Raw genomic sequence first — 14,015 nt, 5'->3', positions numbered from 1 at the left:
CAATGAGCAGAGCCGACATCCTGGCGGATAGTGTCGAGTTATCCGCCGCGCGTCCCTATCCAGAGCGGGCCGAAGCTCAGCCCAGGTGGCATGACCGGGTCGCGGATTTCCTCTTCGCCACGCTAATCGCCCCGGTAAGCGACCGGTTGCGTCATTCCAGCGCGTGGTTACGCAAGATTGTTGCGCTGACCGACGTGCACGACCAAGGCTTCAGGGCGTGCACGGACGAGGCGCTGCAACTCCATGCACAGCAGATGCGGGCGCGACTTCGCCGTGCTGGCTTTAGCCCACCCCTGGTCGGGGAGTGTTTTGCCTTGGTGCGCGAAGCGGCCTCGCGCACCCTGGGCCGGCGGCACTATGCGGCGCAACTGATGGCCGGCTGGGCGTTGCTCGATGGCAAGTTGGTCGAAATGGCCACCGGGGAAGGCAAGACCTTTGCGGCCACACTGCCGGCGTGTGTGGTGGCGCTGGCGGGCTACCCGGTACATGTCATCACGGTGAACGATTACCTGGCTCGGCGCGATGCGGACTTGATGCTGCCGCTCTATCGCTTTCTAGGGCTGAGCGTCGGCACCGTGGTGCAGGGGATGCCCAGCAAGGCCAAGCGCGAGGCCTATGCGCAAGCCATCACCTATTGCACCAACAAGGAGTTGGCTTTCGACTATTTACGCGATGGGGTGACGCTCTCGCGCAGGAGCAGTCGCTTGCACCTGGCCTTGGAGGCACTGCATGGTGCAGGTAGCCGTGACCAGCAGCTAGTCTTGCGCGGGCTCTATTTCGCCATTGTCGATGAGGCCGACAGCGTGTTCATCGATGAGGCCTGCACGCCCTTGATCCTGTCGTCGCCCATCAGTCAGCGCCAGGAACTGAACGACTATGGGCTCGCCCTTGAACTCGCCCGCAGGCTGACTGTACTGGATGACTTTGTCCTGAATATCAGAGAGCGGCGGGCGGTGCTGACCGAGGCGGGGAAGGGCAGAATTGCGGCCAGTGTGGGCGCCGAGGGCGTGTGGGGCTCGGTCCGCGCGCGCGAGGAACTGGTGACCCAGGCACTCTGTGCAGAACTGCTATACCGGCGTGATTGCCACTATGTGGTGGCTGACAACAAGGTACAGATCGTCGATGAGTCTACGGGGCGGGTGATGCCCGATCGCTCCTGGGAACGAGGGCTGCATCAGCTGATCGAGATCAAGGAGGGTTGCGAGCTGACCGAGGGGCGCGAAACCCTTGCGCGCTTGACCTATCAACGGCTGTTTCGTCGCTATATCCGCCTGTCGGGCATGACGGGTACCGCCAGTGAGGTGGCCCGGGAGATCAAGGCCACTTACTGGCTTTCCAGTACCAGGGTGCCGCTGAACAAACCCTCGAAGCGCCACTTCGAATGCGCCCGCGTGTGTGCAACGGCTACGCAGAAATGGGATGCCGTCGCGGATGCGGTGCAACAGCTTGCCGTCTTGCAAGGGCGGCCGGTGTTGATCGGCACGCGCTCGGTGAAGGCTTCCGAAGACATAAGTGCCGTTCTCACCCAGCGTGGGATCGCGCACGCATTGTTGAACGCCAAGCAGGATGCTGGCGAAGCTGAAGTGGTCGCCCAGACGGGGCTGCTTGGTCGGGTTACCGTGGCGACAAACATTGCCGGGCGCGGCACCGATATAGAGCTTGGCCCCGGTGTCGCCGAGAAGGGCGGCCTGCACGTCATTCTCACCGAATACCATGAGTCGCGCAGGATTGACCGCCAGCTGTTTGGGCGCTGCGCGCGGCAGGGCGACCCTGGCAGTTGCCAGGTCATCGTTTCGTTGGAGGATGAGATCTTTACGGCCTATGCCCCTGGCACGACCCGTGTGGTCGGCAAGCTGATCGAACGCGGGGGGAAACTGCCGGCGCCAATCCACTGGTTGCTGAAGGCGCTGGCGCAATTTGCCGCTGAGAATAAAGCTGAACGGGTGCGCAGCGAAACAATGAAACTCGACCGGCGTTTACATCAGGTGTTGGCTTTTTCGGGGAGAGGAGAGTGAGGCGAAATCGGAAATTCATTTCAGCACAAACCGGGATTTGTCTGGTTGCGGTTATTGCGACCAGCGCGCCTGTTGCTGCATCGCAGGGGGTGTTCGAGTGTTTGATCAGCCCCTACCAAACGGTCGAAGTGCGCAGTCCAACTGACGGCTTGCTCGATAAGATATTGGTTAAGCGCGGCGATCGAGTCGAGGAAGGACAAACGCTGGTAGTGCTTGAGTCTAGCGTCGAGAAATCGGCCGTCAAAATAGCCAAGTACCGTGCGCAGATGAATGGACGTATTCAATCATCGAAGAGCCGTCTGGAGCTTGCAAAGAAGAATCTCAGCCGCATCGAGGTGCTGCTGCAGAAGAATATGATCTCTGCCCAGATAGCGGATGAGGCCGATGCGCAAATGCGCATCGCCGAAGCCGAGCTTCACGATGCGCTGGAGAATCAGGAACTTGCCAAATATGATTATTTGCATGCCGTGGATTTATTGAATCAGCGTACCTTGCGCAGCCCCCTTGCTGGAGTGGTGGTCGACCGGATGCTTAATCCCGGCGACCTTGCCGAGTCAGGGACGGGGCCCCGACCTATTCTGAAACTCGCGCAAATTGATCCGCTTCTTGTCGAAGTGGCTTTACCTCTCGAAGCCTATGGGAAGTTACAAGTCGGTATGACTGGGACCGTCACGCCTGAGGGAGGTTTGGGGAGTCACGCGGCCTCGGTCACCATTGTTGACAGCGTGTTTGACGCGGCCAGTGGCATGTTCGGAGTACGGCTGGAAATTCTAAACCAGAACGGTTTGATACCTGGTGGTGTTCGTTGCCAAGTGGTTTTTCCCGCGCTTCAGGCGGTGGCCGCCAACCCGCAAATGCATGAGCGGACGGTGCAGTCGGCGTCGCCCTGATCCTGCCTGTCTCGATGACAGGTTTCGCCGAACGTGGCCGCGATCTTGCGGTCCGCGCTCCTCTGCCAGGACGCCAATGGGGCATAGGCGCCGGTCTGGCCTCTGCGTAGTCTGATGCGATAGCGCCAGGTCCCACCCTCCGCGAACGTGATCGTAGGCCCAATGGTATGGCGCGGGTGCCGGCTGATGGACGGGGCTCTGGGCTATTCCCGGCTCACCAGGCATCAAGCCGACATCAAAGAAAAATACCCCGGAAGCGTGCGGCTTTGCGGGGTACTTTTGTCTGCGTGGTTGTGCCGGAATCCGGCTTCGCGCTTAGACGTTAAATGGGGAGTATGGCTGCGAAGCTCATTGAGTACTGGGGTTGGTCAAATATCGTTTAGTTCTATACCCGGTTTTATACCCGGTTTCGAGATTGTGCATGCTGCTCTCGTGATCAGTATTCAGGGGGGGGGCGTGCGGGGAGCAAGCATGCCGCATGTGTAATCACTCCGTCCCGACCATGATTTTCAATGACTTGGCCCGGTTCCGCAAGGACCGGGCTTTTTCGTATCCAGAAAAAACCCCCTACTTATACCCCTACCGGAAATCCGCCTTGTCTGCCTCCCTTGTGCATAGGCAATCCTCGACTGCCGGCCGCCCGGCAGGCCTCTGGTGCTCCCGTATCTTCGCAACTAGCTAGAACCCGGGGTTCGTCGCACCCCCCCTCTTTTTTCGCGCCTGCAATTGCAGGTGCGCGGGCAGTATTACTACCTGTATTTGATCGAGGATATCTACACTCACAAGGTTGTGGGCTGGGAGGTTTACGAGCAAGAAAGCGGCGAGTGGGCGGCCGAACTGATACATCGTACCGTGCTCGGCGAGCGCTGTGCGCGCCAACCCATGATGCTGCATTCGGGCAACGGCGCGTCGATGAAGTTGGTGGCGCTGCTGAGCAAACTGTACCATCTGAGTATCACTCCGTCGCTCGGAGGGCCGCGGGTGAGTAACGACAACCCAGGTAGTGCATGACACCACTCGCCAGTCTAGTAGCGAAGCTTATGCGCGACCTATTCTTATTCGTTAGGCGCAGCCAGCCAGCACCCGTTGATTGCCCGTTGTGTCTTCCTGGCGAGATGAGTCGCGAGTGTGTAGGCCGGACACGCTTTTTGTTTTGGGTGCTCTGTCTTATCTGTCGCTGGCCCTAGGTTCCGCTATTAGCCTTGCTGGGCTTGTAAAAATATGGCCTTGAGTTAAAAGCATCTAGCCATTTGGGTAGCGCCAAACGTTCTTTGATCTCCTCTTGCGCCTCTTGAACGAGCTCGTCCACTGCTGCTTTATCTTCCTCATTGAGGGTGCTGTTGGCTTGGAGCTGCGCTTCGTACAAGTTCTTCAGCTGTGTAGACACCTCAGCAGCTAGCTGCTTGGCCACTTTGCCAAGTTCTGAAATCTTATTGGCTTGCTCATTTGTTTGCTCTTTTGCCCTTTCCCTAGTCGCATCAAGTTTTGCTTTCATCTCTGCTAGTTTGCCTTTCTGTTCATCCTGTCGGTCCTTCAGTATCTGATTGTGGCGCTTCTCGGCCTCTAGGGCGTCGGTGATGAGCTGTTCCAGTGCTGTCGTGATGGTTGTCCTTCTGATGCGGGCGAGATGCTTCAGGTTTGCCTGGGCGGAGGTGGGCAAAAGGAAGTTGTAAGCCTTTTTGCCAGGGCTTTGGCTCCGGCATTTTTTCTGACGCCAAGCAGCGCTCATTAAATGCAGCAGCTCTCTGTGTTTCGCGTCATCTGGCCATGAAGCCATCAAGGGAACTAGGGCAGCGCCGTCATGCTGTTGAGTGTCTACATCTTTCGTCGATAGGTACTGCCACGCCCATTGCATCTGTACGCGGTCGTGGCTGTTTATCCATTTCAGGCGTGATTTGTCGATTGTTGTGCCCATGCCTACCTCAGAAAAATTTCAGTTCGTATGGTAGCACTGTTACGGCGTCATGTTACGGAGTTATGTTACTTAGAGTTGCTAGTGCCTGTTACAGAGTCATGTTGCGGAGTAACGTTACGGAGTGATTTATCGTAAAAATACAGGCTGTATAAAACAGTATATAATCGAAAATTGCCTTCATTGGCTTTGGTGGTTATATGATTAACGACTTGCTACGTGCGCGGATTATGACATGCTCAGCGGGGGGCAAGTTCGTCCTGATTAGGTTCGTCCAACTGTACGGAACAGGCATGGCTGTGGCCCTGAGCGTGAAGGCGTTGGCGAAGGATCTAGGGGTTACGGATCGGGTGGCAAGTGATGCAATTAAGCAACTTGTTGCCCAAGGACTACTGTCACAGCAAGCTACAGAAGGTAGGCTTGGTAGGCCATCTAGCAGCTACACCTGTATCAGGAAGGCCCTTGCCGAAAAGCTAAGTTTGGGTGGGGGGGCGAAGCAAAAAGCGATGCATGATAAATGCATTGATCGGCTCTTGAATGGTGTGTTGAGTCAGGGGGCAGAGCGTCTTCTCTACGCCAATCGTCTCTTGCTGGGAGTTCTGCTTGCTCATGCGGATGAGTTCGGAGTGGTTAGAGGGCTTGGTCTACGCGATCTCAGTGAGTTAACAGGTCTGAAGAAAGAGGTACTTCGCCAGCGGCTGGTTACGTTGGAAGCCCAGTGTTATATCCGTGCAACTGTCCCAGGTGTTACGGGGCGAGCGCTATTCAAACCAACCAAAAGCCTTTACATCTTGAATCTAGGGCATCAGATGCTGAAGGCTCAGACTGAACCGTATCCCTTAGTTCTCAGGCATGCCTCCAAGGTCTGGCCAGCTCGCAATATTTTTTCTGCTGCAAGGAGAAATAAAATCGGCCCCCTTCAGCTTGGACATGGTTCTTATATAGTCGACGGTCTCTTCGACGCCACAGATTGGCTGCGCTTAACGCCAATGTTGCAGGCCATGATTGATGGATACGCATCCTTTCTTCTCTCGGAGCATTTTGATGCTCTGGAACAGGATTTCCCTAGTATTGATGAGCTCTTTGAACGCATTCGGCAGGACTTTGCACATCTGGGATCTAAATATGTTGGCTCCGATAGTGAGCTTGGCAATCCTGGGGATCTTGTTTTGCTGTTACATGAGGAAGCCGTGACTTGGGCTCGACAGATCAAGGCCGTAATCAAAAAGACGACCAATTTGTGCGGGGGAAAGTTCAAGTGCATGGTGCTGCCGCCATCCAAGCAGGTACGAGGTTATACCGAGTACTGGGCATTGTTGGTGATCCCAGCTGAGGCTGAGATGCTGCGAGGGCTTGATGTCAATATGTGGCTAAAAAGCCTGAATCGCACATACGAGCAGGAGGATGATATTCCACTTGAGGATAGATACCGTTCTGGTTTATTGACTCGTCCTCGGTGACCTTTACGGATTCCGTGGCCTCCGGCCACCGATTCCACGCTGATCCGGCCACCCGGTCAGGCATGCAGTAACGCAGGATTTCTTCACTACCATCAGCCTTCTTTCGAAGCAGAAAGGTTGTCGTAGAGCGTTTATCCATGCGTGAAATTCGAGAGGTACCACGCCTCAAGTTTGATATTGGCCTGCCTGTCCGGTAGGTCGCTGCCCCAGCGGCCCTGACTCGCCACAACGCTGCCGGGCTTTCCTTGCCCTTGTCAGCGTGCTGTCGGATGCTGACTTGGAGCTGCGGCTGTTTCCGCAGCTACCCGCAGTTCCCTCCGGGCAGAGCCCGATGCCTGACTGGCCGTCGATTCACACTGAGCTACGCCGGCCGGGCGTGACCCTGACCCTGACCCTAGCACTGCTCTGGCAGGAGCATTGGCTGGGTAGCAAGCCACAGGGCTTCCAGTACAGCTGGTTCTGCGGCCACTACCAGGCCTGGCAGGGCAAGCTGGATCTGGCGCTGCGCCAGGAGTATCGAGTCGGCGAGACGCTGTTCGTCGACTATGTCGGCCAGGCGGTGCCGGTGATCGACTGTCACAGCGGCGAGACCCGTCAGGCGCAGGTGTTCGTCGCGGTACTCGGTGCCTCCAGCTACACCTTGACCGGGGGCCACCTGGTCTTAGCAACTGCTGGATTGGCTCGGCTACCACGCATGCTAATGATGGGAGTGTTCCTTTTCCCTGCAGAAAGTACTGTTGCCACCCTTCCTTCGGCTGGCTGGCTGCGAGGAAGGTTTGAGGTCACTGGGGGAATACCAGCGCTGATCGGGGCTGACTGATGATCACGCTGGGGGTAGATACCTTGGGGGGGGTGGATGGGTCATCTGCGCTCAGCCATCCTTCTGGATGTCAGTGTCTGCGCGTTTTTTAATTGCAGTTACGTGCGGATCAAATCATCGCTGCGGGTGAGATTTGGGTTTGGTCGGATGAGTTGCGATTGTATTAAGTGGCTGTTTGGCTTGGCTGTAGGGGCTGTGGGCTCGCTAGCTGGGTGATGACGTGGCTGCTGGCCGCTGATCTTCTGCCCGTCAGTAATCTTCTACAGGTTCCCCCAATCCTCTGAACGAACAGGAGGACCACGTTCATGAGGATAATTCGTCTGAAAAACGTTATCGATGCCACTGGTTTGGCTCGATCGACAGTCTACAAGTACGTTGGAGAGGGCTCGTTTCCTAAGCCGATTCCACTGGGGGACCGGTGTGTGGGTTGGCTAGAGAGCGAGGTTCAGGACTGGATCTTGGCCAGAGTCGAGGAGCGGGATCTGGCCTGACGATGGGATAGTAAGGGTCAGAGCCCGCGGAGGGGGAGTTCACTCCACCGGAGTCAAAAAGCATCATGCCCGGAGAATATCCGGGCATGATGCTTTTTTGCCGGAGTAGAAGCTTGCTTGGGTCTGCTGGGGTTTGGAGCGGATTTGCCTGAGTGCTAGCCTGGAAAGCAAAGCTGCTTTTTCGGTATTTGGTAGTATGCCTTCATAGCTACTCATTCAGGCTACTAGCAGGCAGTGATGCTTGCATTAGGTACCTACCCAAGGAGTACAGGCACCCTCTGGGATGCCTGGTAGAGATACATGCTAAGGGGTGTGAGTAAACAAATATTCCATGTGCTGATGGTATAGACCTCATCACTGGAATACCGACATGACCCGTTACCCTGGCAACACTAACCCGCTCCGTCATCCTGGCAACGCCAACCTGAAACTTTTCTACGGCAGTCCATACAAGGGCTTGCCTGTGCAAGCAGACAAAGGCCCATTTGTCTGTAACTACCTAGACCGTCTTCACCTGACGGTGAGTCGTGCGCTTGATCACTACCCTCGTGTATTTGCATTCAGGATTGACCTGCGGCTTCCTGTCGGGCCTCTGCTTCCTGACTACGCCTACACGAACGAGGTAATTGCCCGTTTCATCGGATCGCTCAAAGCCAAGATCGAGCATAACCGTGATCAAGCTCGCTTGGAGAACAAGTACGCCCATGACACTGATGTTCGGTACGTCTGGGCCAGAGAGCAGGGGCAGCATGGAAGGCCTCACCATCACCTGGCTATCTTGTTGAATCAAGATGCTTTCAGTGCCCTGGGTAAGTTCGAGCCAGGCAGGGACAACATGTTCAACCGCCTTGCGGAAGCCTGGGCCAGCACGTTGGGGCTACCGGTTGAGGCGGTCAGAGGCTTGGTCGAGATACCCCGCAACCCACTCTACCGCTTACACAGAGACGACCCAGAAGGGCAGGCCGCATTCTTCTATAGAGCCAGCTACCTCTGCAAGGCGGCTACCAAGGCCTTTGGCGATGGCAGTCATGGGTTTGGTTGCAGTCGAATCTGACCGCTGAAACTCAGTCGCGCTGGGCTATAGTGCCCCCCTCAATAAATCGAGGGGGGTGTCATGAGAGTTCAACCAATTGGTGCGGTCGACTTTAAAGCGGCTGGGCAGACTTATCGCATTGCTGCTAGCGAGCTGAAGCAGCAGAGTCCTATTAAGAACAGCGGTGGCATTCAGAAAGATGAGGCGGAAAGCTGGTCAGTGTCTTTCACTGCATCACATGCAGTCGGAGAGTTCAACTGGCTGGTCTACTACTCTAGCGGGGTGAAGGGTGCCAGCTTGGAAACTTTCGAGCTGGTAAAGCAGCCTGCAGGTGTGGAGATTCTCAGTCACATGGATTTCGTTCTGTTGGAAGGCGAATAGTAGGTCTTCGCCACCTTTGCAAGACTGCCACCAAGGTCTTTGGCAATGGTCGGCATGGCTTCGGATATCCGCTGGCGCGGCTGACGATCAACGAGGAGGCGGACAACAGCTATTTCTACCTGAGTGCGACGGTGGACCTGCCCCTGCTGGTGAAGCAGGGGCAGCTTGAAATGTTGTCACTGCATGAGGTTGAGATGGCTTTCAATGACCTCAAGCACTTCTCAGACGATCTTGAAACGGCGCTCTATGGTGCCAGTCAGGATCTGAGCCGGAATGATCTGCAGTCTGAGCGTCAGACGGATGCCGGAATACGGTTGTTCAGTGCTGCAGGGAAGCAAGCGCTCGATGATCTTGCATGGTGCGATGCGGGAGGCGTTCACGGCGGCGTGTCCTGTCTAGTGCAGACGTTGCCGGCCGGTGCACTGGAAAAGGCCGCCCGCTCTGCAGCGCTGGAGTTTGTCGTTGCGCCGCAGTTTTTCCGTTTGCTGCAGCTTAATCATCGCTTCCCCTTTGTTACTTTTCAGGGAGAGGGAGATGCGTACCGATTGGCGCTTAGCTACCCGAAGGATGATCTGCAGCCTGAGGAGAGGCAGTTGCTGGAGCGATGGTTCCGCTATGTGTTGGCTGTTTGCCGATGAGCTTAGGATCTGGGGTTCGGGAATGATTGTGAATGTACGCCGTGACTGAGGCGCAACTGGGAGTCGGCCCGCTGTTTATTGGCTGGAGTTGTGTACTGGGAAGGTGAGCTTCTGCGGCATGAGGTTGAAGCCATCGAAGCCATAGAGAAAGTCTTTAAAGGCGCTGACCCAGTTGATGCTCCGCAGACCACCAAGTCTCGCCCACGTAAAGGAGGAATGGCCCAGCAGCCCAGGCGAAAATCAGCCTGACACCAGGGGGCTCGAAATGATGGCTTGGAGGGTGGGGGCACATCCCTGCATGAATGTGCACCCAGCCTCTACTCAGTTACTGACTTCAGGAAGGTCTTCTTCAAGCAAGCTGACGATGCTCAGCAGTTCCTGCATTGATGCACATTGCCTGCCGTTCTTGTTGAGATCCCGAGCCAATGCCTCCAAGGCTTCTGGCTCTTCTATTAGATACTCAACTCTCTCTAGAGGTGTCATCCCTTGTGCATTACGTTTCCAAGCTAGGTGAGGGGCTAGCTGCAACAGGCGTTTGACTGCATGCTTGTTTGCGCACCAGGCGGCTGTATGTAGTGGTGACTGACCGTCCACGGTTTCATTGTCAAGGTTACACGGATGATCCAGCAGAGCATCCACGCAACTGTTCGCATGGGACTTGATCGCCGAGTGCAGAGCAGTCATGCCCTGCCAGTCCTGTTTTTCCGGATCGGCACCAGCCTGCAGCATAATCCTGACCAGCTCGGTATCTACGGATTCGGCCATCAGCATCAGCGGTGTCTGGCTCTTGAAGTCGGTAATGTTCAGCTGTTTCGGCGCTTCCTGAGCCAGTAGTCCGAGGAATTGCCGCCATTGTTCCAGCATGGCTTCGACGCTCTGTTGCTCCCCTTCCAGCATAGCGGCGGGAAGTTTGTGCAACCCTTGCGCAAAGCTCGTGCGCATCTTGATCAGGAGCATCAGTACCGAATTGCCGTCAACGTCCGGCAGGTTCGATTTCAGCAACTGGCGATTGGCCTTGATCCAGGCCTGCAAGCCGTCTTGATCGCCGGTAAAGAACAGTGGCATCAGTTCTTCTAACATTTTTCGGCCTGCAGCGCTGGCGCGCCGCTTCTGGGGCGGGACGCCTGGATAGGGCTTGTACAGGGTGTCCCAGAAGTATTCGGAAGCCCAACGAGCAGTTTCCTCGATGCTGGGTATTTCCTCGCACTCGGTCATCATGCCGCCAGCCAGCATCTCCCTGTAGTACTTTTCGTGATTGTTCAATATCAGCTTCTGGTTGGCGACCTCTACAGCGAGGCAGTCCCGCGCCACCTCTCCGTGCAGTGGCCCGCAGTTGCGCTCAAGTCCTGTTTCGAGAGCCTCCCTGAACAGCCTGCCAGCCCCCACGAAGTCGTTGCAGGCCAGCAGATGCTTGGCCTTGTATTGCAGGGTGGCGGCCTTCCAGAGCTTGTAGGCAGAACAGGACTCGGCTTCCTCGAGCAGCGCCTGCACGCTGTCACGGGCATCCTTGGGACTGTTGCTGCGGTCGTTATTCAGGAAAGTGTCCAGCTCGAAGAGCACGGCCTGGATGGTTTCTGAAGGGCTGGACGCCAGTTCGCGCAGGCGCTGGATGGCCGCCTGCCTAACCTTGGGGCCAAGGTTCCTTCGCTGGGCAATCTGGCTGACTACCCTGTAGCGGTATTCCCCCTGCAGTGTCCGCCAAGGCGATGCGGTTTTCAGGCGCTCGGCCAGCTCCAGCTCTGCCTTGAACTCTTCGGCGGTCGCTTTCATCCGCTCGATGTTGCGCTGAATGATCGGGGCTTCCGATTCCGCGCCCAGCCCGACATGATCCTCGAGAGCCGCGCCGGGTTGTACCTCGGCGAAGTGACGGGTCAAAAGCTCGGCCAGCGCGGAATTAGCGGTCTCCCGTTGTGATGGCAAAATCGAAAGGTACAACCCGCGCGCGTCCCATGGCGGTAGGTGTTCCTCGAACCAGGCATTTTCAGCTGCCTCGCCTTGATCCCTGCAGTTGCGCCAACCATCGATGGTCATGTTGTAGGCAAACTTGTAGATGGCGAACAGCTGCAGCAGCTTGTTCTGCTGGGCATCGGCACATCGCGAATCAACGCCCGGGCACAGGAACTTGAGCAGGCGGGTATAGCCATCCTGCACCATGCGGGCAAACAGCAGGCGCTGGCGGATGGTGTGCGGCGAGGGGATGGCATAACGCCTGGCCAGATACGCCACGAAAGCAGCCTTTTCGTCGTCATCCACACTGCCATCCAGAATCGCCTCAAGGCGGCCTGGCTGGGTCATCGGGATTTCCAGGCGCAGTTGGTCGGCGGTCAGTTGCTTGCGCGTCACGAACGCCAGGGCATCAGCGCATTGCTCGGCAGGCGAGCGGCTGCTGTCGAGAGCGAACGCACCCTTAAAGTCCACCAGCAATTCGTTGGCGAAGTATTTGTCGATGGTGCTTAAGTCAGGCGTGGTTCCCTTGCGCCAGTTGTACAGCGAACGCCGCAGGCCATCATGTCCACCGTCTGTAGACTCGCTGCGCTGATCGGCGAACTCCTCCAGCGTCATCCCCAATAGATCCAGCAGCCAATCCAGCACCTGAGCGGCCGGCGGATACAGGCTGGGCTTGCCATCTACCTCACGGGGCTCGGGCAGATACCAGAAGCGCCCACCTGGCATGCCCATGTCCAGAGTATCTTCGAGACTCCAGAATGCCGCACGGCGAGCCAGCCCGGGCATATAGAAGTAACCCAGCAGCATCCAGACGACCTGCTGCTGGTCGGCGGCGAACGTCCAGGTATTCAGTTCGAGATACTTGTAGGCATTCCAGAACTCGGTAAGGTTGTCGATGGCGTCAACGCGAGCCCGTGGATCCATATCCAGGGCGTCGAAGATGGCATTCAGGATTTCCTCGCCCATGGTCTTGTGGGCTGCCAGGCTGTCCTGCCCGGTCGCGAACTTGTTCTTTTTGGTGGTCGGATAGCTTGGGCAGCCGAGACTCTGATGAATCTCCAGCAGGATGGCTTCGGTCAGTGGTAGGGTGCTCATGGCGCCTGTCCTTGGTGTTGTTGAAGGTGCGGTAATCCTTGCAAAGCGCGGCCAGCTTACCACTGAAAATTGCCGTATCCCCTCTCGCAGGTCGGCGAGAGGGAGGGGATACGCGGTGCTTCATACCGATCAATCTAGCTCCCTGACACCCTGCGCGGATCCCAAACCATGGAGTTCGCGTCATGCACAACCCTGCCCCGCTGGTCATCAACTGGCACCTCACCGAAGCCTGCAACTACCGTTGCCAGTACTGCTACGCCGCATGGAGCGAGTCCGCCTGCCCGCGAGAGTTGATCCACGATCCCGAACGAACCGCAGCGCTGCTGAGCGAGCTGTACCGATTCTTCCGTTCGGACAACCGCGTCAACCCGCTGGCCAGCCGAATGTCCTGGTACTCCGTCCGCCTCAACCTGGCCGGCGGTGAGCCCTTGCTACATGCCAATAAGCTCCCGGCCATGGTCAGCCAGGCCCGGGCCCTCGGCTTTGAAGTCTCGCTGATCAGCAACGGCTCTCGCCTGACCCGGGAGATGCTGGACCAGTTGGCGCCGCAACTGACTTGGCTGGGCATCAGCCTCGACTCGGCCAACTCAGCGACCAACAGAGCTATCGGTCGCATCGACCGTAGGGGTCAGCTGCTCGACTTGGATCAGCTGGCGACCAACCTATATCAAGCCCGTCAGAATAACCCGCAGCTGCGCCTCAAGCTCAACACCGTGGTCAACCAGCTCAATCACACCGAAGACCTCACCGCCCTGGTCCGCAGCTTTGCCCCTGAGAAGTGGAAGGTTCTGCGCATGCTTCCGGTGGTCAACCAGCACCTGGCCGTTAGCGATCAGCAGTTCGCCGCCTTTGTCGCCCGCCACGGCACTTTCACCAACATCCTCTGCGCCGAAGACAACCACGACATGCGCGAGTCCTACCTAATGGTCGACCTCCACGGCCGTTTTTTCCAGAACAGCCCGCTGATTGTGGGGCAGGGTTATACCTACAGTCGGCCGATTCTTGAGGTTGGCGCTGGGGCAGCCTTCGCTGAAATGACCTTTGACCATGAACGCTTCAACGCGCGCTACATCCCGGCCAGCGCCGGGGTAGGCGCATGAAATACTGCTCAAACAAAGAAATCGACCAACTGATCCGCCAGCTGGTTCGCCAGGGCTGGAGCTTCCATCGCGGTGGCAAGCATGGCCGGCTTATTCACCCTAGCGGGCGACCGACGGTGACCGTGGCAAAGTCACCCAGCGACTGCCGTAGTTTGCAAAATTTTCGTCGCGATTTGCGCCAAACCGTCAGTTAGCACCCGGAGTAGGCTCTGATTAGCGTATTTAGTGATGAA

Annotated in this window: 11 protein-coding genes and 2 pseudogenes; 11 read left to right on the top strand and 2 right to left on the bottom strand. The window is 57.0% G+C overall.

From position 1 onward, the window contains the following. The first annotated feature begins 2 nt into the window (after positions 1-2). From PH586_RS21570 to PH586_RS21560, 3 genes and pseudogenes are all read left to right on the top strand, one after another. Positions 3-2,015 carry a preprotein translocase subunit SecA gene (locus tag PH586_RS21570; protein WP_271349864.1) on the top strand — a complete coding sequence of 671 codons (2,013 nt, stop codon included), beginning with the start codon at positions 3-5 and terminating at the stop codon, positions 2,013-2,015. Then, positions 2,012-2,905 carry an efflux RND transporter periplasmic adaptor subunit gene (locus PH586_RS21565; protein ID WP_271349863.1) on the top strand — a complete coding sequence of 298 codons (894 nt, stop codon included), beginning with the start codon at positions 2,012-2,014 and terminating at the stop codon, positions 2,903-2,905. Before PH586_RS21570 ends, PH586_RS21565 begins: the two co-directional genes overlap by 4 nt. A 732-nt stretch (positions 2,906-3,637) precedes the next feature. After that, positions 3,638-3,910, top strand: a pseudogene (locus tag PH586_RS21560) (IS3 family transposase); the annotation flags it as partial. Positions 3,911-4,088: 178 nt separating this feature from the next. On the opposite strand, the gene PH586_RS21555 reads toward PH586_RS21560, so the two are convergent. Next, positions 4,089-4,820, bottom strand: coding sequence for a hypothetical protein (locus PH586_RS21555; protein WP_271349862.1), 732 nt, complete (start codon positions 4,818-4,820; stop codon positions 4,089-4,091). 290 nt (positions 4,821-5,110) lie between these two features. On the opposite strand from PH586_RS21555, the gene PH586_RS21550 reads away from it, so the two are divergent. The 6 genes and pseudogenes from PH586_RS21550 (at position 5,111) to PH586_RS21525 (ending at position 9,640) form a co-directional block, all read left to right on the top strand. Continuing rightward, positions 5,111-6,277: a hypothetical protein gene (locus PH586_RS21550; protein WP_271349861.1), complete on the top strand. Its 1,167-nt coding sequence runs from the start codon at positions 5,111-5,113 to the stop codon at positions 6,275-6,277. Positions 6,278-6,414: 137 nt separating this feature from the next. Continuing rightward, positions 6,415-6,939, top strand: a pseudogene (locus PH586_RS21545) (IS21 family transposase); the annotation flags it as partial. 463 nt (positions 6,940-7,402) lie between these two features. Beyond that, complete coding sequence (locus tag PH586_RS21540; RefSeq protein WP_271349860.1) at positions 7,403-7,588, top strand: helix-turn-helix transcriptional regulator; 186 nt, start codon at positions 7,403-7,405, stop codon at positions 7,586-7,588. Positions 7,589-7,958: 370 nt separating this feature from the next. After that, a complete protein-coding gene (locus PH586_RS21535) occupies positions 7,959-8,642 on the top strand; it encodes an inovirus Gp2 family protein (RefSeq protein WP_271349859.1) in 684 nt (227 codons plus the stop codon). A 60-nt stretch (positions 8,643-8,702) separates the two neighbouring features. After that, positions 8,703-9,002, top strand: a complete 300-nt coding sequence (locus PH586_RS21530) for a hypothetical protein (protein ID WP_271349858.1) — start codon at positions 8,703-8,705, stop codon at positions 9,000-9,002. Positions 9,003-9,133: 131 nt separating this feature from the next. Further along, entirely contained in the window at positions 9,134-9,640 is a 507-nt protein-coding gene (locus PH586_RS21525; RefSeq protein WP_271349857.1) for a hypothetical protein, read from the top strand. 321 nt (positions 9,641-9,961) lie between these two features. On the opposite strand, the gene PH586_RS21520 is transcribed toward PH586_RS21525, so the two are convergent. Beyond that, on the bottom strand, positions 9,962-12,682 hold the full coding sequence (locus tag PH586_RS21520) for an ankyrin repeat domain-containing protein (protein WP_271349855.1): 2,721 nt from the start codon (positions 12,680-12,682) through the stop codon (positions 9,962-9,964). A gap of 182 nt (positions 12,683-12,864) precedes the next feature. On the opposite strand from PH586_RS21520, the gene PH586_RS21515 reads away from it, so the two are divergent. Both PH586_RS21515 and PH586_RS23765 read left to right on the top strand, forming a co-directional pair. Then, positions 12,865-13,782: a viperin family antiviral radical SAM protein gene (locus PH586_RS21515; protein ID WP_271349854.1), complete on the top strand. Its 918-nt coding sequence runs from the start codon at positions 12,865-12,867 to the stop codon at positions 13,780-13,782. Then, a complete protein-coding gene (locus PH586_RS23765; RefSeq protein WP_408637027.1) occupies positions 13,779-13,976 on the top strand; it encodes a type II toxin-antitoxin system HicA family toxin in 198 nt (65 codons plus the stop codon). Before PH586_RS21515 ends, PH586_RS23765 begins: the two co-directional genes overlap by 4 nt. The last annotated feature ends 39 nt before the right edge of the window (positions 13,977-14,015 follow it).

The sequence above is a fragment of the Pseudomonas aestuarii genome (assembly GCF_027988105.1).
Taxonomy (GTDB): domain Bacteria; phylum Pseudomonadota; class Gammaproteobacteria; order Pseudomonadales; family Pseudomonadaceae; genus Aquipseudomonas; species Aquipseudomonas aestuarii.
Note: the sequence above shows the minus strand (reverse complement) of the source record. Positions and strands in the feature narration are given on the sequence as shown.